The sequence below is a fragment of the Luteolibacter arcticus genome (assembly GCF_025950235.1).
Taxonomy (GTDB): Bacteria; Verrucomicrobiota; Verrucomicrobiia; order Verrucomicrobiales; family Akkermansiaceae; genus Haloferula; species Haloferula arctica.
The window spans coordinates 624157-646050 of the sequence record NZ_JAPDDT010000002.1 but is presented as its reverse complement, the minus strand read 5'-3'; the positions used below and the strand labels follow the sequence as shown (position 1 = coordinate 646050).

At 63.5% G+C, this 21894-nt stretch carries 21 protein-coding genes; 15 read left to right on the top strand and 6 right to left on the bottom strand.

Annotation, left to right across the window (positions count from 1 at the left end; translation table 11 throughout):
- Positions 1-64: 64 nt before the first annotated feature.
- The 6 genes from OKA05_RS07410 to OKA05_RS07385 all read left to right on the top strand — a co-directional run bounded on the left by OKA05_RS07410 (position 65) and on the right by OKA05_RS07385 (position 5515).
- Positions 65-1798: a DUF3592 domain-containing protein gene (locus OKA05_RS07410; protein WP_264486485.1), complete on the top strand. Its 1734-nt coding sequence runs from the start codon at positions 65-67 to the stop codon at positions 1796-1798.
- Positions 1795-2211 carry a hypothetical protein gene (locus OKA05_RS07405; protein ID WP_264486484.1) on the top strand — a complete coding sequence of 139 codons (417 nt, stop codon included), beginning with the start codon at positions 1795-1797 and terminating at the stop codon, positions 2209-2211. The genes OKA05_RS07410 and OKA05_RS07405 overlap by 4 nt, the downstream gene beginning before the upstream one ends.
- Positions 2208-2780, top strand: coding sequence for a hypothetical protein (locus tag OKA05_RS07400; protein WP_264486483.1), 573 nt, complete (start codon positions 2208-2210; stop codon positions 2778-2780). The genes OKA05_RS07405 and OKA05_RS07400 overlap by 4 nt, the downstream gene beginning before the upstream one ends.
- Positions 2781-2809: 29 nt before the next feature.
- Positions 2810-3328, top strand: a complete 519-nt coding sequence (locus OKA05_RS07395; protein WP_264486482.1) for an NlpC/P60 family protein — start codon at positions 2810-2812, stop codon at positions 3326-3328.
- Between the two features lie 166 nt (positions 3329-3494).
- Positions 3495-4013 (top strand): RNA recognition motif domain-containing protein, encoded by a 519-nt coding sequence (locus OKA05_RS07390; protein ID WP_264486481.1) that lies wholly within the window; start codon positions 3495-3497, stop codon positions 4011-4013.
- Positions 4014-4336: 323 nt separating this feature from the next.
- Positions 4337-5515, top strand: a complete 1179-nt coding sequence (locus OKA05_RS07385; protein WP_264486480.1) for a hypothetical protein — start codon at positions 4337-4339, stop codon at positions 5513-5515.
- A gap of 249 nt (positions 5516-5764) precedes the next feature.
- Here the strand turns inward: OKA05_RS07385 and OKA05_RS07380 are convergent, their stop codons facing one another.
- The 6 genes from OKA05_RS07380 to OKA05_RS07355 are packed head-to-tail and all read right to left on the bottom strand — an operon-like array spanning position 5765 to position 12921.
- On the bottom strand, positions 5765-7426 hold the full coding sequence (locus tag OKA05_RS07380; protein WP_264486479.1) for a prenyltransferase/squalene oxidase repeat-containing protein: 1662 nt from the start codon (positions 7424-7426) through the stop codon (positions 5765-5767).
- A gap of 19 nt (positions 7427-7445) precedes the next feature.
- On the bottom strand, positions 7446-7898 hold the full coding sequence (locus tag OKA05_RS07375) for an ExbD/TolR family protein (RefSeq protein WP_264486478.1): 453 nt from the start codon (positions 7896-7898) through the stop codon (positions 7446-7448).
- 10 nt (positions 7899-7908) lie between these two features.
- On the bottom strand, positions 7909-8346 hold the full coding sequence (locus OKA05_RS07370) for an ExbD/TolR family protein (RefSeq protein WP_264486477.1): 438 nt from the start codon (positions 8344-8346) through the stop codon (positions 7909-7911).
- 31 nt (positions 8347-8377) lie between these two features.
- Positions 8378-9223, bottom strand: coding sequence for a MotA/TolQ/ExbB proton channel family protein (locus tag OKA05_RS07365; protein ID WP_264486476.1), 846 nt, complete (start codon positions 9221-9223; stop codon positions 8378-8380).
- A gap of 22 nt (positions 9224-9245) precedes the next feature.
- Positions 9246-10139 (bottom strand): nitrogenase component 1 family protein, encoded by an 894-nt coding sequence (locus OKA05_RS07360; protein ID WP_264486475.1) that lies wholly within the window; start codon positions 10137-10139, stop codon positions 9246-9248.
- 19 nt (positions 10140-10158) lie between these two features.
- On the bottom strand, positions 10159-12921 hold the full coding sequence (locus OKA05_RS07355; RefSeq protein WP_264486474.1) for a tetratricopeptide repeat protein: 2763 nt from the start codon (positions 12919-12921) through the stop codon (positions 10159-10161).
- 445 nt (positions 12922-13366) lie between these two features.
- Between OKA05_RS07355 and OKA05_RS07350 the strand changes: the two genes are divergently transcribed.
- The 9 genes from OKA05_RS07350 (at position 13367) to OKA05_RS07310 (ending at position 21869) form a co-directional block, all read left to right on the top strand.
- Positions 13367-14041, top strand: a complete 675-nt coding sequence (locus OKA05_RS07350; RefSeq protein WP_264486473.1) for a 3D domain-containing protein — start codon at positions 13367-13369, stop codon at positions 14039-14041.
- A 6-nt stretch (positions 14042-14047) separates the two neighbouring features.
- A complete protein-coding gene (gene nth / locus OKA05_RS07345) occupies positions 14048-14686 on the top strand; it encodes an endonuclease III (RefSeq protein WP_264486472.1) in 639 nt (212 codons plus the stop codon).
- Between the two features lie 50 nt (positions 14687-14736).
- Positions 14737-17622, top strand: coding sequence for a tetratricopeptide repeat protein (locus tag OKA05_RS07340; RefSeq protein WP_264486471.1), 2886 nt, complete (start codon positions 14737-14739; stop codon positions 17620-17622).
- On the top strand, positions 17619-18518 hold the full coding sequence (locus OKA05_RS07335) for a Mul1B family putative transporter subunit (protein ID WP_264486470.1): 900 nt from the start codon (positions 17619-17621) through the stop codon (positions 18516-18518). The genes OKA05_RS07340 and OKA05_RS07335 overlap by 4 nt, the downstream gene beginning before the upstream one ends.
- A gap of 167 nt (positions 18519-18685) precedes the next feature.
- Positions 18686-19360, top strand: a complete 675-nt coding sequence (locus OKA05_RS07330; RefSeq protein WP_264486469.1) for a hypothetical protein — start codon at positions 18686-18688, stop codon at positions 19358-19360.
- On the top strand, positions 19357-20145 hold the full coding sequence (locus OKA05_RS07325; RefSeq protein ID WP_264486468.1) for a hypothetical protein: 789 nt from the start codon (positions 19357-19359) through the stop codon (positions 20143-20145). The genes OKA05_RS07330 and OKA05_RS07325 overlap by 4 nt, the downstream gene beginning before the upstream one ends.
- Positions 20138-20314: a hypothetical protein gene (locus OKA05_RS07320; RefSeq protein WP_264486467.1), complete on the top strand. Its 177-nt coding sequence runs from the start codon at positions 20138-20140 to the stop codon at positions 20312-20314. The genes OKA05_RS07325 and OKA05_RS07320 overlap by 8 nt, the downstream gene beginning before the upstream one ends.
- Entirely contained in the window at positions 20311-21096 is a 786-nt protein-coding gene (locus tag OKA05_RS07315; RefSeq protein ID WP_264486466.1) for a hypothetical protein, read from the top strand. The genes OKA05_RS07320 and OKA05_RS07315 overlap by 4 nt, the downstream gene beginning before the upstream one ends.
- Positions 21093-21869 carry a hypothetical protein gene (locus OKA05_RS07310; RefSeq protein WP_264486465.1) on the top strand — a complete coding sequence of 259 codons (777 nt, stop codon included), beginning with the start codon at positions 21093-21095 and terminating at the stop codon, positions 21867-21869. The genes OKA05_RS07315 and OKA05_RS07310 overlap by 4 nt, the downstream gene beginning before the upstream one ends.
- Positions 21870-21894 lie beyond the last annotated feature (25 nt).

Sequence of the window (21894 nt, the reverse complement as noted above, 5' to 3'; positions counted from 1 at the left end):
CAAGTGGAAACCCGCCGCTGATTTTCCTGCCGCGCGGCTTTCGCCGATCTGCTAGAAAAAGCGCGTGGAAGCCGGTCACAGCAGCGAATCGAGCATCGGATGTGCGGGCCGGTTTTTCGGGATCTGCTGGACCGCCTTCAGCTCGATCTTCCTCTGCTTCGGCCTGTGGATGACGTGGGGTGCGCTGGAGGCGTGGAAATGGGAGTCCGTGCCCTGCGTGATTGATCGCTTCGAGATCGTCGCGGACCAGAAGAAGGATCCGGCGTTTCGCGCGGACCTCGCTTACCGCTACAAGGTCGATGGTCGCGAATACACCGGCACCCGCCTGTGGAAGGAAGACAAGGGCAGCGACAAATACGAGGAGCTGGCGAAGGTCCGCGAGCAGTTGGCGCAAGGCCCCGAGGGATCGCTGGCGAATCTGACCAACGTCCAAACCGAGTGCCGGGTGAAGCCCGGCGAACCGGAAACCTCCGCGCTGATGCCATCTGGCAGCGGGCAGATCTGGGGCGGACTCATCTTCGCGGCCTTCGGCGGCTTCTTCGTGTTGATCGGCATCGGCCTCATCTTCGGTGGGACGGGCAAGTCGGCGAAGACGGTGTCAAAGAAGGGAGGCACCGAGAACTTCTTCGCGGCGGTGATGGCCTTCCTGTTCTTCGGCTGTGCCGGGCTGGGCCTGTTATTCGGCCTGATCATCCCGAAGGCCGCGGAATGGGTCGCCATGCGCGGTTGGCAGGAAACCGAAGCCGAGGTCATCTGGAGCCGCGTCCGCAGCAAAAGCGACAGCGACGGCACCACCTACGCGGTCGATCTCTTCTACCGCTACCAAGTGGATGGCCGTGAATACCGCTCGAACCGCTACGACCTGTTAGGCGGCTCCTCCTCCGGCTCGAAGGGCAAGCACGAGGTGACGCGCGCCCACCCACCGGAATCGAAGCTCACCGTATTCGTCGATCCGGATGAGCCATGGCGCGCGGTGGTGAAGCGGAGCGCCGGCTGGTGGGGCTTGTTCGCGCTGTTCCCCCTGCCGTTCATCGCAGTCGGTGCCGGAGGGCTGTGGACGATCTTCAAGAAACGCCGCGAAGGTGCCAGCGTCTCCCTTCCCCGCAGCAGCGGGAAGGGCGCAGCGGTCCGTGCGCACCGGATCGCGGCGAAATCATTGGAGCCTGGAAAGTGGACGCGCGCTGGCAGCTCGCGGATTGGCGGGTTCATCGGCCTCACGGTCTTCGCGCTGTTCTGGAATGGCTTCCTGTTCTTCTTCCAGCGCTCGCTGTGGGGCGATGTCGGCAGCGGCGATGGCTTTGGCAAGGCGATCGGCGGGGTGTTCACCCTGTTCATGATCCCGTTCTTCCTCATCGGGATCGGGCTGGCGGTGGGGGTGGTCTATGCCTTCGCGTCACTGTTTGCGCCGCGGTTTGAAATCCAGCTCGCAGCCGGCGACCTCAAGCCGGGCCGCTCCGTCCGCCTCCAATGGCGGCGCGCCGGCGGCCGCGGCCAGCCGAAGGACTTCGCGTTGCTGCTGGTTGGCCGCGAGGAAGCGACCTACTCGCAGGGCTCCAGCAACTCCACGGCGCGCTCAGTCTTCCATGAAGAGGTCCTTTTCGAGACCACGATCCCGCAGGCGATGGAGGCCGGCAGCGTCTCGCTGAAAATCCCGGACGACGCAGTGCCGACCTTCAATGGCACCCACAACCGCATCGTCTGGCGGGCCTGCCTCCATGCCAAGGTCCCGTGGCTGCCTGACGCCCGCGACGAGCGGGAAATCCTCGTGCTGCCCTTCGACGCCACCGAATTGCCATGACCACCATCACGATCGAACGCCGCGACCTGCGACCGCACGAGACCGTGACGGGGCGCGTAGCGTGGGCCTTGGAAAAAGAGCCACGCGAGCTGGAACTGCGGCTGTGCTGGTTCACCCGGGGCCGCGGCACGGAAGAAGCACGCACCATCGAAGTGCTGCCGCTGGGCGACACCCTGCGCGGCGAGCGCGCCTTTTCCTTCCGCCTGCCCGCCGAGCCGTGGAGCGTGAATGGCACGTTGGTGCAGATCGTGTGGGCACTGGAAGTGGTCGCGAAGAAAACCGGGTCGCTGGGCGTCGAGGAGTTCGTGGTCGCCCCGCAGCGAAGCGAAATCACGCTGCACGAAATCGAGAGCGCCCGGACCGTCAGCAAGGCAGAGAAGTGGGTCCGGCGCTTCGGCCGGGCCAAGCGATGAAGGCCGGCGAAAACCCCTTCGCCCCGGGCCGGTTGGAGCGCTTGCTCGGCTTCGATCCCGCGCTGGCAGGAACGAGTTGGGAAGCGCTGGAGGAAAAATGGCGGGCCCTCGGCTGCCGGGCCGCCGTGACCGGTCACCGCGGAGCCGGCAAAAGCGCCCTGCTGCGCGCATGGGCGAAGCGCTGCGATTCACCCGTCGTGCTGCACTTCAATGAGCAACGCCGCCGCCTGAACGAGGCGGATCGCCGCGAGCTGGCGGAAGGAGGGGGACGGCTCTGGTTCATCGATGGCGAGGACTACCTCCACGGCCGCGACCGCCGGGAACTCCGCCACGCCGCGAACGCGGCAGCGGGAATCGTGGTCACCCGCTACCGGGCTGGCTCGTGGCCGGAACTCATCCGGTTGACTGCCACTCCGGCCACCGCGGCGATCCTGTTGGAGCGGGTGGCGACGTCTCACGCGGACCGCTTCCGCGCAGATCTCGAGCAGCGCTTTCGTCGCTGCAGCGGCAACCTCCGCGACCTGTGGCTCGAATGCTACGACGACCTTGCGGGCAGAAAGGTTTTGTAAAAGATCTGCAAATCCGTAATGTCCGCGGCGTGAAACGACTTTTTTCCCTACTCGCACTCCCGCTTCTGGCCATCGGGCTCAGCTCGTGCTCGAGCCAGGTGAAGGCAAAGCGGCCGGTGTCGTATCAGTTCAAGAACGGCCAGACCGCGAAGCTGGTGAACGGGGTCGCCTATGCGCCGAAGCGCGCCCCTCTGGCCGTGAAGCGCGCGATCGCCGCCGGCAACCGCTTGCAGCACAAGCCCTACAAGTGGGGCGGCGGCCATGCCCGTCACAATGACAGCGGCTACGACTGCTCCGGCACCGTCTCCTACGTCCTGCGCGAAGCCGGCCTGATGAAGGGCTCCATGCCGAGCAATGGCTTCTACAGCTATGGCAAGAAGGGCGATGGCGACTGGATCACCGTCTACGTGCGCAGCGGCCACGTCTTCATGACCATCGCCGGCCTGCGCCTCGATACCGGCTGGGGAGCCGACCGTTCCGGCCCGCGCTGGCACACCCGCACTCGTCCCGGCAAGGGCCATGTGATGCGTCACCCGAGCGGTCTTTGAAGCGCCCGCAGGGGCTTCCCGTCCCGCGATTTATGGGCTTGCCGTAGCATCGGCGAGCGTGTAGCGGGATCAGGGTCCGGCCAGAATTCCGGACACGCTTCTCCCGGTCGTGGCGCCATTGGCTGATGAAGTGGTCTTGGATCAATTGGCGTTGCGACTACAGACAATGGACATCTACGTGGGCAACTTGCCCTTCACCGCCACTGAGGAAGAAGTGGCCGGAATCTTCGCCGCCTTTGGTCCGGTGGAGAAAGTGAAAATCGTCATGGACCGCGAAACCGGCCGCCCGCGCGGCTTCTGCTTCGTGACCCTGGCAGATACCTCCAAGGCAACGGAAGCGGCGGAGGCCGTGAACGGCCAGGAATTCGGCGGACGTCCGCTGCGCGTCAACCCGGCCGAACCCCGCGAGAAGAAGCCCGGTGGCTTCGGCGGCGGTGGCGGCGGCGGCTTCGGCGGTGATCGCCGCCCCGGCGGTGGTGGTGGCGGCAAGGGCGGCTACGGTGGCGGCGGCGGGAAAAGCGGTGGCGGCGGGAAAAGCGGCTACGGCGGTGGCGGCGGCAAAGGCGGCTACGGTGGTGGCGGCGGCAAGGGCGGCTACGGCGGTGGCGGTGGCAAAGGCGGCTACGGTGGTGGCGGCAAGGGCGGCTACGGCGGTGGTGGCGGTGGTGGCGGCGACGACTGGTAACCCTTCTCGCCTGAGCCTCTAACTAAACTTTCCAAAGCCTCGCTTTCCTCACGGGAAGCGGGGCTTTTTCTCGCGAACGTGCCGGGCCAGAGCACTTTGCTCTGAAACGTAGCCGTCCAAGCCCGGTTCCGACGAAGAAATTGAACCGCGAAACAACGCGAAAAAGACGCGAAATTTGTTAGAGAAAAGATCTCCCTTTGCCTTCAGATTTCGCGCTTTTTCGCGTTATTTCGCGGTTCACTTCCATCTTCCGAGTCGCCCGAAAAGGCGGAGCCATTGGCTTGCGAATCAGCGGCTACGAAATTTCGGAGAATGTTCGAACAGTGAAAGGAGGAGCCGGCGATCTCGCCTATCAGGTCGCTCCCAAGGCCGCTCCGTACTGCCCACTGCCTTTGACTTGCCGCTACCAGCGGAATGCTGGATGCTTCAAGCACCTCATGGCCCCCGCTTCCGTCAACATAGCGCGCGTCCTCTATTTGCTCGTTTGCGCCGGTGCCGGGTATGCCGTCGCCTCGATCACCAAAGGGACCACCATCGAGGTTTCGACGTTCCAGGGCCTTTGCGGTGGCCTCTTTCTGGGCGGGATCTTCGTCTGGCTCGAACTCCTCATCAAACGATTCAGCCTTCGCGCGTTTTCCACGGCCACTTTCGGCCTCCTCGTCGGGGTGTTTTGCGCCTGGCTGCTGACCCGCCTTCAGGTCTTCGATTTGGTCAATATCACCTTCCGGGACCGCCTGAGCACATCCGAGAATGGTGCCGATATCGCCGCCACTCTGGCCCTGAGCCTGAATCTGCTTCTCTACGCCACCCTAGGCTTCCTGGGGTCGGTGGTCGCCCTCCGGAGTAGCCGGGATGACTTTGCCTTCATCATTCCCTATGTCCGCTTCCGCCAGGACAGCAGCACCGGCCAGCCGGTGGTGCTGGATGCCGAAGCGATCATGGACGGCCGGATCCCCGGGGTGGTTCGCTCCGGCTTTCTCAGTGGCCGGCTGGTGGTCCCGCGCTTCATCCTCGATGAGATTCAGGTGCTGGCGAACTCCCCCACGCCCACCAAGCGCCAGCGCGCCGAGCGCGGCCTTGCCAACTTGGAAAACATGCGCGTCGCGAGGGATATCATGATCACCATCGAGGACGCCGCGGTCACCGGGGATGAAACGATCCTCGGCCGCCTGATCCAGATTTCCCAGCTTCTCGGTGCCCGCCTTCTGACCAGCGATGAGAATCTCGGCAAGGTCGCCAAGCTCCGCGGCCTGGAAGTGCTCAATCTGGACGAGCTTCTCGATGCCCTGCGGCCTTCCGTAACAGTCGGCGAAAAAGTCCGCCTCGCCCTGGTGCGTGGCGGCAAGGACGACCACCAGGGCGTCGGCTACCTGCCGGACGGCACGATGATCGTCGTCAACCACGCCGCGCCGAAGATCGGCACCACTCAGGACGTGGTGGTCATCAGCACGCTTCAAACGAGCGGCGGGCAGATCCTCTTCGCCGAGCTAGCTAGCGCGTGATTTCGACCGTCTGCGAAGACCGCAGGGTGGGACTGGTCTTCCGCCTTTGTAGCGGGACGACTTCGTCGTTCCGGCGGGGAGCGGGCCGCCAAATGAAGCGGAGTAGCGATCCGTCTTGTGGCTCCGCCCCGCCGGGAGGGCGCAGCCCTTCCCCGCTACGACGCCGTCAATCCAACGAGACCCACGCGCAAAAAAAGAGGGGACCAGGTGGTCCCCTCTCGGAAAGATCGATGAGTCGGTGAGGTTCGATCAGCGCAGGTCGTCCAGCGCATCCAGACCGGAAGCGCGGCCCTTGCCAGCGGAGGTGGCAGGCAGGAAGCGGTAGTAAACCTCCAGAATCAGCGTGTTCAGGCACTGCAGGTAGATGTCCCGCGAGGTTCCCGCAGCCTCGGTGCCACGGACGTGCACGAGCGCGTCATTGCGGGCGACCTTGGAGTTCTCGTTCCGGAACGAACCGTCCGAATTCTGGGCCGGCACGATGTCCTCGAGGATGGCCTTGTTCATCGCATCCCACTCCTTGCCGCCGGCGTTCCGCATGACCTGCACGGCGTAGTACCATGCGTAGAGGTCGCAGTTCGGGCCGTCATACTTCATCGTGTAGAGCGGTGCGAACTCGGGCACCTTCACGCGGGCATTCGGCTTGTCCCGGAGTTCGAGACCATCCTTGATCAGACTGACCCCGGCGCGAGCCGCGGAGGTGCTGGACTTGTCCCACTGCTGGAGGCAGAGGACGCCGACGGCGGTCATGCCGGGATTAGGATTCTTGCCGGTGTAGGCGAATTTCCCGTCCGCGACGTGGGCGTCATCGGCGAGCCAATCGATCGCCTTGCGCATCGCCTTGTCGAGGTCCTCGATCTTGATGCCGGAGGCCTTGGCCGCCTTGAGCGCCTGCATCTGCCAACCGGCGACCGAGAGGTCATTGCGGTCGGACTCGCTCTTGTAGTGGTAGTCCCAACTGCCAGCCTCGGTCTGGCCCACCACGATCAGGGTTGCCCCCTTTTTCACGGATTCTTCCAGATTCGGGATCGGGTACTGCAGGCCGCGGGAGAAGGTCAGTGCTTCCGACAGCGCGTAGGTGGCAATCGCGTGCTCATAAACCCACGAGTTGCCGTTGAACTGGGAAGCCATCTTGCCCTCGTTCTGCATCGACAAGTCGATCAGGTAAGTGATGCCCCGGTTGACGTTATCGCCGTATTCCTTGGACTGAGTGTTTTCGCAGTGGCCGAGGTAGCAGAGCAGGGAGAGACCCGTCATGGCCACCTTGTGGGCATTGCCCCAGGAGCCATCGGAGTTCTGCTTGCCCTTGAGCCAGGCGAGCGACTTTTTCACGCCCTCTTCCACAGCCGGGGTACCCCCTGCGTCACGCAGCATGGCGAGACGCTCGCTGTCGGTGCAGCGGCCTTTCATGATGGTCGGGATCAGCGCGCCAATGCCGAGGCCGCCGGCGCCCATGCCCTTGCCCGGACCACTGCCGGAACCGATGCCGGTGCCGGAGCCCGTGCCGCGGCCGCCGCCGGTGCCGCCGCCTTCGCCGGCTTCCGCCATGCCCATGTCCATCGGCAAGCCGGGGTCCATGAGTTCATTCGAGGCATCTGGCAGCGTGAAAGCCGCATTGGTCGAAGTGGAGGCGATCCGGCGGGAAGCAGCCGGACTGGTCATCATCCGCTTCTGCTGCTGGATCTTGTGGGAGACCTCGCCGCCCTTGCCGCCGCCGCCACCGCCACCGGGGAGGAAGTCGACTTCTGGCACCGGGGGCTCGACCCACTTCACGAAGTAGAAGATCGCGAGTGCGATGAAAACGAGGTGCACGAGCACCGAGATGGAGAAAGCTCCGAGGCCCATCCGGCGGATGAGCTTCTTGACCTTGCTCTCGTCGTGGACTTCTGGTGCCGGTTGATATTCGTCGTACATGACGGCTCGAGGTGAGGGGTTATTGGGGCGGGACTTCGAACGTCACGTTCTCGATGCGGGCCACGGCGAGCGCGTTGAGCACGTCGATGATCCGCTGATACGGGGCAAACTCGTCCGCCATGATGGTAACAACGACTTTGCTGCCTGCAACCTTAGAGGATTCTGCAAGGCGGACCATGGTCGCGGCGAGATTTCTCAGGGCGGCGTCGTCGGGTTCGCCCACCGGATCCTCGTTGAGTAGCACTTCCCCGCTTTCCAAAACGCGAATCTGGGTTTCTTCAACGGTTTCCAGCGGGGTATCCGGATTGATCGTGCCCGGCAGCTTCAGGTTGAGTTCGTTCTCCACCACCTGCTGCCCGGCCATGACCATGAAGAAGAGCATGATCACGAAGACCACGTCGATCATCGGCGCAATCTGGAAGCCGATGTGGATCGCTTCCACCGGCCTCCGCTTGTTCTTTTTGTGAGCCATGATTCGGGGGTTAGTTCGTGCGGTTCATGCCCGAGAGCGAAATGTCATCGATGCCTGAGGCGGCAAGCTGCTCGATCACCTTCTGGACCTCCAGGGCGGGCGTGGCCGCGTCGCCCCGGATGATCATTTTCAGCTTGGAGTTGGCCGCTTTGGCCGGCTCCACGTAATCTTTCAGCTGTTCCAACGGATCGCACACGATGTCACCATAGCTGACCCGCGCCCGCCCGAGGGCAGTGTCCCAGTCGATGTTGACCACCGCCTGGTTTTTCATGTCGTTCTCGCGTTTCTTCGCCTCCGGGGCGACCGGCAGCGAGATCGACTTGTCGATCTTCATGACCTGATCCGTGGTGATGCTCATGAAGAAAATGAGCATCACGAGGAGCACGTCGATCATCGGGGCGATCTGGAATTCCGGATCGCTTCCGTCTCCTCCGCCAGCGCTAGCCATGGGGTTTTATGAGTGAAGGTGGACGAGGGGATTAGGCGGCTGGTTGACCTTCGCTGAGCCAGTTCGGCAGGGCAGCATAGGTCACTTCTTCGCCGATTTCCAGGCCGTGGAAATGCTCGTACGGCATGTTCCGGAACAGGCTCAGGACGATGTCCTCGAGCACGTGCATCTTGGCGAGCAGGCGGTTGCGGAGGATGTAGAAGAACATGAACGCCGGGATGGCGACGATCAGACCGGAAGCGGTCGCCACAAGCACGTGACCGATGGCGTTGGAAAGTGCCGCGGTGTCACCGGCACCGGAGCTGCCGAGCGAGGAGAACGCGTCCATCATGCCGACGACCGTTCCGACCAGACCGATCATGGGCGTACAAACACCGATAACGGACAGGTAGTTGATCTTGTTCTGCATGCGGGCGTTCTCGCGGCCGATCTCGACCAGGAGGGCCTCTTCGGTCTGCTCCTTGCCCTTGCCGACGAAGGAGAGGCCGTACTTCACGCAATTGTTGAAGGGACACGGGGTGGCCTTCATCACCTGGTAGGCATTCACGTAGTCACCGGCCATGAAGAGCTGCTGCGCCTTTTCAACTTCCTCTGGCGGGGCCATGCGGTTGTTGGACGTGCGGAGCATCACGTCGATGAAGAGGTAGATGGTCAAAATCGAGGCGGCACCGATCGGCCACATGACCCAGCCACCTTGCTTGAGAGTGTCCATCATGGACTGCTTCTCAGCCTTGGGAGGAGCGGCAGCTTCGCCGGCAGGAGCATCCTGGGCCATGGAGGTCTCGACCATGGATCCGGCGAGGAGCGTGACAAACCCGGCGAGGAGGGCGACCCGGAAAACTCGGGACAGGCGATTGAAGAGGGAACGGATATTCATTGGATCTTTTCGGGTCGGATGCTCAGTTGGAGTTTTCTTCGGAAGCTTTTTCCGGGGCTGGGGTGGCAGCGTCTTTCTTTTTCGGTTCGAGTTTGGACGTTTCGGTCTGAATGGCTGGGGCGTAGGGAGAGGCAACGTGGTCGTCGAGGTATTCTTTGAGGAGTTTCACGCCATCTTGCGGCCTTCCGATCTGCTGCATGCCGCGGGCGGCATAAATCGTGCCGCGAACCGCCAGGTCCCGCTCGGCGGGATTGAAAACGGCGACGCGGAGCCATGCCTTGATCGCCTCGTCCATCTTGCCGTGACTGGAATTGGTGTTGCCGACTTCGAGCCACGCCCGGGCCGAGACCCAAGGATCGGTGCTGCGGCCCGCCAGAGCCCGGAGGGCGCTGATCTTGCCATCGGGGCTATCGCCGGGGGCCACGATGGCCTTGAAGTCGGTCAGCATGGCGACGGTGGACTCCGGAAGGCCTTCGAGTTCCTTGGCGTCGGCCAGCGCGGCGGCCGCCTTGTTGTCGCCTTTGGAAGCCATGGCATCCATCCGCAGCATCCGGGCGCGGTGCCACCAGGCACCGGGGACCTCGCGGTAGGGCAGAAGCTCCTCCTCGATGCGCGTCAGCGCCGCGATCGCCGCCAGAAACTTGTCGGTGGCGATCTGGGTGCGGGCCTCGGCCAGCTCCGCGGGCTCGCGCAAGGAGACACGCTCGATCTCGGAGGCCTTGAAGTCGAACTTCTGGGCCGAAGCTCCGGTCACCACGGTGGAGGTGAATCCAGTGGCGGTCGGCTTGACGGAGTCGGCGGGAATCCGACGACCGGTGCGGAGCACGAATTCTTCTTCAGCTTGCGCGTGAACGGCAGCGGGAAGCAGGGCGAGCAGGGAAACGGCGAGGGCAAGCCGGGGCTTTGAAAACGGCATGGGGCGGGTGTTTTTTTGATTAGTCCGTGACGATGGTGCGCGCCTTCTTGGCTTCCGGAGAGTCGGGATACTTGCGGATCAGCTCGCGGAGAGTGGCCTTCGCCTCATCCTGCTTGCCCACCATGCGCAGCATGTCGGCGGCGCGGAGGTAGGACTTGATGGCAAACTGGGGAAAGGCACCATGAGAGAGATAAACGCGCTGGAAATAGGCGTGTGCGGCTCCCTTGTCCGTGCCTTCGGCCTCGATCTCGCCGAGTTCGTAAAGCGCGCCGGCTTTCTCCAGCCCGCGCCAGTTCTTGGCGGCGACCACTTCCTCGAAGAGCTTCTTCGCCTCTTCGCGCTTCTTCTGCATGCGCAGCGCCTGGCCCTTGCCAAAGGTCGCCTGCTTGAGGGTGTCGTCGGAGGCGGCGCGGGCGATGGCGACATCGAATTGCTTCACCGCCTCGTCGTATTCCTTCCGGGCCAATGCGATCTTGCCGAGCCCGATCGGCGCAGCGTCCGAAAAGGACGACTCTGGGAAGGCGTCGCGCAGGCGCTCATAGAGCGGCACAGCCTTGTCGTATTCGCCCTTGTCGAAGAGATATTGGCCGACCATCGAGAGCAGGATCGGGCCGAGATCGACGGAATTGGCGGTGTTGGCGATCGCGCCGAGGCTGCGCTCGGAGCGGACTGGATCGCGCATCATGCGAGCCAGCTCGGACTTGGCGAACAGCACGCGGGCGACGTAGGCCGGGGTCTTGTTCTCATCGGCGGTCTCCAGGTCCGCGACCAGCGCGGCCTCGATCGCCTCGACGTCAGGCTTCGGGGCGTCCTTTTTGATGCTCCGCGGCGGGACGTGCATGCCGGCCAACTGGCTGATCAGCATCTCGACGTACTCGGAGCGCGGATTCTGGATATCCTTGAGGATGTATTCCGCCAGCATCTTGCGGGCTTCCTCCTTCTTGTTGGCCCGGGTCAGCAGCTTCGAGAGCTCCGAGACCCCGCGCAGGGCCATCGGGTGGTCGGGGTTGTCCTTGAGGAATTTCTTCCAGAGGGCTTCCAAATCGTCCCAGCGGCGGGCGCCGCGCAGGATGTTGGTGGCCTGCTCGAGCGCATACTCGAGGACGCTCCGGTCCCCGGCGGCCAGTTCCACGGCCTTCTTGAAGTGGGTGCCGGAAGCCTCGAGGTCGTTATCCTGGCCGCGGTTCTGATAGGCGTCTCCCAGCAGCGTGTGGATCTGGCCGAGGAATCCTTGGGCAGCTGTATCCTCAAGCAACGCCTTCATCGACGGGATGAGGGTGTCATAGTCCTTCAGCGCGAGCTGGATGATCCCGCGGCGGTAGCGGATGTCCGCAAGGAAGTCGCCGCTCGGGAAGTTCTTCTCATAGGAATCGAAACCCGCGACAGTCTCCTTATACTTGTTCCGCAGGAAGTCGCAGAGCGTCCGGCGATAAACGTATTCCTCAAACTCCGGCGCACCGCCGAATTCCTTGATGAGCGTGTCGTAGTCCGTCGCCGCCTGGTCGTACTGGCCCGCCTGGAAGCGCGAATTCGCGAGCAGCGTCATCATTTTCTGACGGATCGGCGCATTCGGGTTTTTCTCGATGAAGGAAGAAAGGAAGCTGATGGCCTCGTCGAACTTGCCGGACTGCATCAGCAGCGTGGCATTGAGTTCGGCCACGGTTTCGAACTGCCTGCCCTGCGGGTGATTGTCCAGGTAGCGCTTGGCCAGCACTCCGGAGGCATCCAGACGACCGAGGCGCCATTGGGAAATCATCGCGCCGAAGAGGGCGGTGGAAGCATCCTCCGACTTCGGATTCTCGTCGGCCACCACTTCGAACGCGACGGACGAGGGCCAGAACCGCTCCATATTGAAGTAACAGCGGCCGATCCGGTACTGGATGGTCGCGTCGTAGGTGTCCATCGTGCGGAGTTCGCCGAGCACCTTTTCGGTGTTCTCGATCATCCCGGTAAGCGTGGCAGCGCGCTCCTCGGTGTTGCGGGCCAGCGGCTTCTTGTCCTTGGTGGCGGCGGCAATCTGCTTGTCGAGAGCCTCCTTGCGCTTCCGCATCTCGTCCAGACGGTCCACCTGGATGGAGATCACCTGGTTGCGCGGGCGGGCGTTCGAGTAGGCTTCAAGCGCGTCGGAATAGGCCTTGGCCTCCAATTGGAGGTCGCCGATTTTCACGAAGCGGTTGTTCACCACCACGATCACGTCGGGATAGCCCGGGTTGCGCTCGAGGTCCTGCAACATCTTGATGGCGTCCGGCAATTTGCCGCTCTCGATGTAGAGATCCACCAGCTGGATGGCGGCGCGCAGCAGGCTCAGGCCGGAGGACTTGCCGGCCATCGCGTTTTTCAGCGTCTGGGCCGCCTTGTCGATGTCGCCCTTCTTGATATAGGCGTCGGCGGCCATGAAACGGGCCTCTTCGGCGAATTCCGGCTTCTCGGCGGCCTTGGCAAGGTGGGCGAGCGCCTCGTCGGCCTTCCCCTCGAGCTGGAGCAGCGAGCGGCCGAGGATCAGGTGGACTTCCGCCGTATTCTCGGTGTCGGGATACTTCTTCAGGTAGGCCGCGAAGGTCTCCGCCGACTTGTCGTAGTTCAGGTTGAAATAGTAAGCGAAGCCGAGGGTGTAGAGAATGTTGGCCCCGGCATCGTTTGGCTTGGCCTTGACGATCGAGGAAAGGTGCTCGATCGCCACGTTCCAATTCTTCGCCTTGTAGGCGTTCATCCCCTCGTTGAACGCCTTGTTCAAGTCCACCTGAGCCGAAACCGTCAGCGACAGTAGCGGAAACAGGGCCACTAGAAGCGATTTGGAAACTCGATTTCCGGGGAAAAGAGACTGCGCACGCACATCTAGCGATTGGCATCGCGATCTCCGTGCGTCAACGCGAAATCCCCCGGGTATCACCAAGGGTCGATTCGTGATCCCTTACGGGCGGGGAGTTGCCGGTACTTTCGCCCTAATCAGCATCTCCAGTGCCATCACAATGTCGGGACAATCCCGTCACCCGCCCCCCTCCCGGACATTTGCGGGTAAAATTCACCGCGACAACCTCGGACCATTCCGGTTCAATGACCTTCGGCCCTAATCCAACGGCCCGAACCCATCAATCTGGCACGCCAACCGCTCCCCCGCCACGACTAACAGCGAAAAAATGGGGTTGCCGCCTCTAACTTCGATCCGTAGAACGTGGGGTCTCGAATAGCGCGATTCCTTAAATATCAATCTCGCCAAACCAAAACGCATGTCTTTCCGCCTTGCTTCCGCCGCCGCATTGGTCGCCCTGCTGTTTTCCAGTTGCGCCTCGGATTCCAACCTCACGGTGCTCTCCAAGTCCCGCTCCTACTCGTCCGCTTCTTCGGGCGGCTATGGCGGCTACGTCGGACGGGCTGATGTTTACACCACCGCCCAGCCCTCCGCCACGCTCTCCCAGCAGGCATCCGGCAAGCCGAAGGACAAGCATGGCATGGCCTTCTACAAGCCCTCCGAGCGCAACCGTCTGGTCCGCACCACGGCCTACACCTGCTCGGAGGACGACCACCTTCAATACGGCTCGCAGAATGCGACCGGGACCCCCCTCCGCTACACCGAGCGCGTCCGCAGCGCCGCCGCGGACTGGGCCGTCTATCCGGTCGGCACCGTTTTCCGCATCAAGGGCATGTCGCAGCTCTTCGTGGTCGATGACTACGGCTCGGCCCTCACCGGCACCAACACGGTGGACATTTACACGCCTTCCAAGCAGCACATGGCTGCCTGGGGTCGCCGCAATGTCGAGCTGACCGTGGTCCAGTGGGGTTCCTACTCCCGCAGCGCCGAGATCCTCGCCAAGCGCACCCACTACCCGCACTGCGCGCAGATGTACACGCAGATCAACCGGATGATGTCCGCTGGTCGCACCGCATCCACGGCGTCGCGCTAACCGGGCATGACTCGCGCCGAACGGGCCGCCCACGTGGACCGGCGGCTGGAAGAGCTGTATCCGGAAACCCCGATCCCACTCGATCACCGGGACCCGTTCACGCTGCTCATCGCGGTGCTGCTGTCGGCGCAATGCACCGACGCCCGGGTCAACACGGTCACCCCGGCGCTGTTTGCCTTGGCGGACACGCCGGAGAAAATGGCGCGGGTGCCGGTCGAGAAGATCAAGGAGATCATCCGCCCCTGCGGGCTGTCCCCGCGCAAGTCCCAGGCGATCCACGAGCTGTCGGGGATCCTCGTCGAAAAGCATGGGGGCAAGGTGCCGGCGGACTTCGAGGCGCTCGAAGCGCTGCCCGGCGTCGGCCACAAGACCGCCTCGGTGGTGATGGCGCAGGCCTTCGGCGTGCCGGCCTTTCCGGTCGACACCCACATTCACCGGCTGGCGAAGCGCTGGAAGCTCAGCGAGGGCCGCAATGTCGAGCAGGTCGAGCGCGACCTGAAGAAGCTCTTCGCCCGCGACCGCTGGAACTCACTCCACCTCCGCATCATCTTCTGCGGCCGGGAGCACTGCTCCGCCCGCGGTTGTGACGGCCGGAGCTGCCTGATGTGCCAGGAACTCTTCCCGCCCCGGATGAAACCGGGCTGAAATCGTCCTTGCGGGAATGGAGCCCGTTTCCAGACTTCACAGTCATAAGCGTGGCGATCATTTCCATCCTGCCAGTCTCCCGGAATGCCGTCGCCCTGCTGCTGGCGACTGCCCCGCTATTGCCCGCCCAGGAGCCCCCCGCCCCAGCGCCGGTGGCCGCGGCTGCCGAGGTCACCGACCTGACCACGAAGGCGCTGGCGGAAATGGAGGCGGGCCGCTGGGAGGAAGCCCTCAAGCTGCTGGCCGAATGCGTGGAAAAGCACGACGCCAAGGCGCTCGATCTCTACGGCCGCTCCTTCGGCGTCACTTGGTATCGCAAGGGCATCTGCGAATTGCGGCTCAAACGCTGGGATGACGCCGCGCAGTCCTTCGAAACCTGCTATCGGAAATACCCGAACCCCAGCACCAACGGAAACGTTAACGCTGGCAACCTCTACCACAAGCGCGCCCTGCTCCGCTGGGGCGAGGCCGCCCAAGGCGCCGGCAAGTATGAGGAAGCGATCCGGCTGTTCGCCAAGTTCATGGAGGAGCGCGACAAGGCTCGCGACGACGAATTCGACCCCGGCTCCTATTACCTCAATCTCGCCATTTGCCACTTCCGCCTCGGGCAGATCCCGGAAGGCATCGAGCCGCTCGAAACCGCCATCCAGAACAAGCCGCGCTTCCGCGCGCCGGACAGCGGGATCATCGCCGCCTTCCAAGCCTTCGTCGAAGCGGCCATCGCCAAGCGCGAGGAAAAGGCGCTGCTCTCGTTCCTCGAAAGGAACCGCTCCGGGATCGTCCTGGAGCCCTTCGAGATGGAGCCGTATGCCGGCCTGTTCCTGAAATTTGCCACCGACGCCCTGGCGGCCGGGATGGATGGCGCCGCGCTGGTGCTTTGCCAGCTCGTCCCGCCCGGCGACGTGATGACCGCCGATCTGAAATCGCGGCTCGCCCGGCTGGGCAACCGCGGCGAGGTCAAGGAGCTTACCCGCACCGTCAGCAAGGCCAAGCTCCAGGCCTCGATCGATGCGCTTGAGAAACAGCGGACCGCAGGCGAGCCCTTCGAGGTCATCCAGCTCGGCCTGATCGCGGTGGTCCACGAGAAGCGCGGCAATCTCCGCGGGGCTCTCGCCGCCTACCGCCAGCTCGAGCAGTACTTCCCGAAGGCCGCCAAGCGTGAGGACCACCTCTTTCAACTCGTCCGCACCACCGCCATCCTCGGCGAGCCCGCCGGCGAATACGGCGAGCGCTTCCTGAAGGACTTCCCGAACTCGAAGCATCTGCCCGCGGTGCGCCGCCTGCTGCTTTCGTCGCTGTTCCAAGCCGGCGACTACGAGTCTGCGGTGCGCATCTCGGCCGATCTGCTGCCGAAGCTTGCCGAGGGCTCCGCCGAGCACGACCAGGCCCTCTACGTCCTCGCCGCCAGCCACTACCACCTCGGCCAGCACGACCGGGCCCGGCCGCTGCTCGACAAGCACGTCGAGAAGTATCCGAAGAGCCCGCAGCATCAGGCGGCCCGCTATTTCCAAGCGTCCGACCGCGCCCGCCTGCGCCAATGGCCGGAGGCGGCGGAGGCGCTCGACCAATTCCTCGCCGTGGACCCCGGCCCCTACTTGCCCTTCGCGCTCTACGATCGCGCGACCTGCCACCTCGCGCAGGACCAGCCCGCAGAGGCCATGGAAAAGCTAGTCCGCCTGGAGAAGGAATTCCCCGAAACCGAGGCTCTCGATGCCGCCCTCGTTTTGAAGGGCCGCATCCTGCAAGGCGATGGCAAGGCCGAGGAAGCGATCGCCACCTTCAAGAAGGCGCTCGATGCCGCGGAGCGCCGCGACCATGCCGAGGTGTCCGCCGAATCCCTCTATCAGCTCGTCACGCTGCTCGGTGCCAAGCCGGAGGCGGTTGCGTACGCCGATCGCTTTTGGAAAGTCCACGCCGGCTCACCGTTGAAACTGCGCATGGCGGTGGCACAGCTCGAGGCATTGGACGCCGCCAAACGCGGCGAGGAAGCACTCACCCGCCTGCGCGAATGCATTTCTCTCGCCGAGGCACCCGGCCTGCAGGACGCGATCGATCGCTACGCCGCGGCCTACGCGGCCAAGCACGGGCTCGATGAACTACAGCAGCACTTCACTGCTTTTCCCGGCTTCGATCCCGCGAACAAGGCCGCCATCGCACGCCTCAAGATCGCGCTGATTGGCGAGGCGGAGAAGCAGACCGACGAACCGGGCGCAGCCCGCGTGAAGGCGCTCTATCAGGAACTCAAGAGCGGCTTCGCCCCGGCCGACTTCACGCCCTCGACTCTCGTCCGGCTCGGTGACTACCTGCGCACGAAGACCTCCGCCCCACGCCAGGCGCTGCCTTACTACGAGGAAGCGCTCGCACGTCCGGATGCCTCGCTGCATGTCGCCGCCCGCTTTGGCCGGGCCGCCGTGCTCGCCTCTGGCAGCCCGGAGGAAAAGGCCCGCGCCATCGAGGATTTCAAGGGCATCGCCAACAATGCGACCGATGAAGCGGTGAAGGATCTCGCCCGCTTTCGCATCGCCGAAACCCAGTTCGCCGCCGGTGACGCCAGCCAAGCCGCCGAGACCACCCGCCAGTACCTGGCGGTGGAAGGAGCACGCCTCGCGCCCGAGGCCGGCTTGCTACTAGGAAAGTCGTACGAAGCACTCGGCAAACCGAACGAAGCACTCGCCGCCTATCGCGACGTTTGGACCAAGTGGCAGGACACCATCCGCGTCTCCGCCCCGGCCCTGCTCGCATGGCTCGAACTCTCCGCCAAACAAGGCAAGCCTTCCGACGCTCTGCGCGAGCCGGCCATGAACTACCTGGTCCGCACCAAGCCCGCCTTCGCCAATCTGACCGAGGCCGAGAAGGCCGCATGGCAGGAAGTCGAGGCACGCGCCGGCTCGCTCAGTGCCGCCACTCCCGCACCCACCAAGGAGGAGAAGCCATGAAGCGGTTTGTTCTTCCCCTGATGCTCTTCACGGCGGCCGCTTCCGCGCAGCAGCCGGCGGAAGCCTTCCTCATCGACGCCGCGGGCGGCAGCGAGCGCGTCTGGATCACCGCCGCGACCAAGGGCAACATCCGCTATCAGAAGCAAGAGCAAGGCGGCGATTCCACGGAAGCCGCCGTCTCGGGCATCGCATCCATCTATCTGCTCGAGCCGGCCTCGCTGAGCGAGGCGCTCGATCTTTTCCAAGCCCGCCAGTATGCCGCGGCGAAGGCGAAGTTCGCCGCCATCAAGACCGCCTACCACGCGCTGCGCTCGCTGCCCGACAACCCCGCGACGGCTGCCGGCTATTTCGAGATGGAATGCCTGCGCAAGAGTGGCGATCTGGCGGGCCTAGCCAAGGCGCTCGAAGCATTCGACAAGACCGGCCTCACCCGTCGCTACCAGCTTCGCCAGCTTGACCTCTACCTGCTGTGGGACGCCGTCCGCCTCAAGGACTGGCCACGCCTGCAGGAACTCGCCACCGCCCGGCTCAAGGAGAAGCTGCCCGGCGGCCAGCGCACGCAAGTGGCATGGTGCCTGGGCCTCGCCCACGAATCGCAGGGCCGGCCCCATGAGGCCATCGATTCCTATCAGACCGCTCTCACCGCCGATGGCGGTGCCTCGGAAGACCTGGTGCGGGATGCCGCCGTGCGGGTGATGCGCCTTCATCAAAAGGACCCCGAAGTGCAGGCCGCGATGAAGCAATGGGGCACGCCCGCGGAAGACTCCCAATCTCCCGGCCACCGCCGCCTCGCCGAAGCCGCCGCGGTCGCGGATCTCTTCGAGCTGACCCTGGGTGCCGGCACACCATTGCCCGCGGAGCAAAAGCCGCTGCTCAAGTTCCGCGCGAAACGTTGACTGGGACCGCGGAATTCATTCCGCCCGAGTACCAGCGAGCCGACTAAAAGCGACAGCCGCGCACTTCTCTTCCAATGGAGAAGTCCCGCTCTCCGACGGAATGAATTCCACTCTCCCCGTGGCCGCAATCCTTGCGTCAGCGCCACCGTTTCGCAATATCTTCCCTAATGCCCCGCAAACTCCTGCTCGTTTCTTGCCTGTGGCTTTCCATCGCCACTCACGCGCAGGCCGGCATGACCGTCATCACGCTCACCGATGTCGCCCGCGCCCGGCTCGACGCGCTCTCGTTCTTTCTCGTCTCCTACTTCCTCATCGCGTGGGCCGTGAAGGGCCTGTGGAACCACCTGGGCAAAACCTTCACCGCCTTGCCACGGCTCGACTACCGCCGCGCGCTCGGTCTGGTCTTTCTCACCGGCCTGATGTTTTACGTGGTGCTGACCATGATCTCCGGCGCACGTGAATTGCTCACGCCGGGTGCATGGGAAAAGCAGGGCATGGGTTATCGCAACCGCGAAGGCGGCCCTGCCGAACTCTCCAAGGACGAGCGCCGCGCCAAGCTGCGTGAACTCCAGGACGCGATCTGGGCGTATGCAAAAGCGCACGATGGCCAGCCACCACCCGGCCCTCTAACCGATGGCATCGAGCCGGAGCGATGGAAGTTCGCAGGCGGCGGTCTCTATTGCCTGATGCCGGGTATCCGTCCCGGCGGTGGCCGCGAAGTGCTGGCCTACGAGCCCTCCACCGCCGGTGGCCGGCGCTTCGTGCTGCTCGCCGATGGCACCATCGAGGACCGCTCGGAAGGAACACTGAAGCGAGACCTCGACGCCCAGTGGAAGCGATGAGCGAAGAGCCACCACCCACGAAGGCGCAAATCTGGAGCGAGCGACTTTACGCCACCATCGCAATCAGTCTCGTTGTGATGTTTGCCGCATGCACCGGGCTTCTCACGCTGCTGGAACTTCCACTGCGCCTCGCCTTCGGCGGGATCTGGCATTTTGCGCAGGCGATTCCCGGACTGTTGCCACAATGGCACAAGCTGCTGCTCCCGCTCGGTTGTCTGATGCTGGCCACGTGGCTGGTTCATCGCTTCATCCGCTGGGCGCTCGCGGCGAAAGGCAGCACTATCGACTGGCGGGCGCGCCAGACCTTGTCCGCAACCTTGCTGGTGCTGTTAGGCTCCGCAGCGGCCATCGCACTTAGCGGCGTGGTGCATCAGGCCATCTGGCTTGCGGACGCACCGTGGTGGAGGAACAGCGGCAGATTCGCGGTCCGCTCCGACGCCATGAATAAGATCAAGCAACTTCACCTCGCGATCCTCGATTTTGAAAACGAGCACGGCCGCTACCCCGACTCGCTGGCCGAGTTGAAGACCAACCCGAAGCTCCTCTACCAATCTCCCGACGAAGGCGAGCCATCGGAACCCATCATCTACCTCAAGCCTCGCGAGGCTCCAACAGAGACTGATGATGACGTCGACAGCGCGATCCTCGTTTCGCCACTGTTAGGCACCGACCGGAAGTGGGTTGTAGTCGGCTTCACCTCGGGAGCAGCGAGGTCCCTACCTCATCAGCAACTCCCGGAAATTTTCGAAACTCGGCTCAACCCCGCATCGAAACGCCATGAATGAGCGCCGATCCAATGGGCTCAAGCGGACAGTCGCAATCCTGGCTTTGCCCTCTGGTTTGTTCGTTCTGTCGCTGCCGGCGACAGGTAGCCTCGCCTTCGCAGACGGCAGCATCGAGGACCACTCGGAAGAAACGCTGAAACGAGATCTCGAAGTCCAGTGGAAGCGATGAGCGATTCCTCCACTGCTGCCGCTGCCCCGCGTCGCAAATGGCTGTCGCGGATCTGGTACGTGGCGCGGCCGGTCATCATCTTCCTCGTCATCACCTCAGTGCTGGGCATCTCTGAGATTTCATCTCATGTGGCCTTGGGATGGCCCGGTCATATTCAGGCCTCCCTTCCCACCTTGCTCCCTAGATGGCCTGAACTGCTGCTACCGCTCGGGTGCCTGGCGGTTGCCACATGGCTGATTCACCGCTTCATCCGCTGGTGGTGTGCGACGAAAGGCAACGCGGTGGATTGGCGCGCAGGCTACACGTTGTCGGCGACGGCCATCGTTTTGTCAGGAGCCGCTGCTGCCATCGCACTGAGCGGTGTCGTCCACCAGCTCACATGGCTTTTCGACAAACCACTCTACGAAAGCCGCGGCGCGGACGTGTCTCGCGCGGACGCGATGAGCAGCACCCGTCAGATTCTGCTGACGCTGGAGGATTTCCGCTGGAAACAAGAACGCTATCCGGACTCCCTGTCCGAGTTGTCGCTTCCATCGCGATTGCTAACGGTCCGGCCCCTCTCCGACCTCGCTCCGGAGCCTTTCGTCTATTTGAAACCTGATGCCGGGTCCGATCCGGATACAGTCGTGCTTGTCTCTCCCGTACTACGCCAGCGCGAGGTGGTGATCGTCGGCTACCTAAAGGGAACCACGGAAGTCCATCCCGCCGCCGACTTGCCCGGCATTCTCGAATCACGGCGCGCGCTCAAATCCCGGCGCGCCCCAGCGACCGACGAGCCATGAAAAGACCCGGTAGCCACCTCGCGACACGGACGTTCGCGATCGTCACCTTGCTTCTCGTGGTGCCGTTTCTCGCGCTACCTATCCCGGGAATCTTCGCGCTTATCGAGGCTTGTGGTCGCCTACTCCTGGGCTTCGCTTTTTTCCTCTCAGCGAATCTCCACAAGATTTCCAGTGATGCCGGCACCTGGGGCCCGGGCCTTGCAGCATTCCTGTTAGGTCTTGCTGTGATCCATGGGTTCGGCCGTTCATGGGCGCAACGCCGGCAACAGGGATGGAGAGCTTCCACCACGTTTTCGCTCGGCTTGCTACTGCCCTTGCTCTTCGCTATCTCCTTCCTCGTGCCCGGGGTATTCCTGCAAGTGCAGCAGCTCGCGAAGGCACCTTGGTTCGTCCGCGAATTCGGTGAAGCATCGTACTTCAAGCAGCAGCTCAAGCAGCTCGGCTTGGCGTTGATCGACGCCGAGTTAGACGACGAACGCTATCCCGACAGCCTGGAGGTTCTCGTGAATCGCAAGCGCATCAATGCAGATGACTTGTTTCTCCGCGGACAATACGCGGGACACCCCCGCGAACCGGTACTCTATCTGGGCAAGGGTTTGACCACTTCATCCGATCCGTCGTTGCCGCTATTGATTTCTCCCCCTTACTCCCAAGACGGATCGGTCAGGCGCATGATTCTGACGGCCGGCCATGAAGTCGTGGAGATCCGCGCCGAGGAGCTGGACGCATGGATCGCGAGAGCGATGGCCGCACGCGATGGCGTGAAGCCTTGATCCGCGCATCGCTCGCATGCCCCGT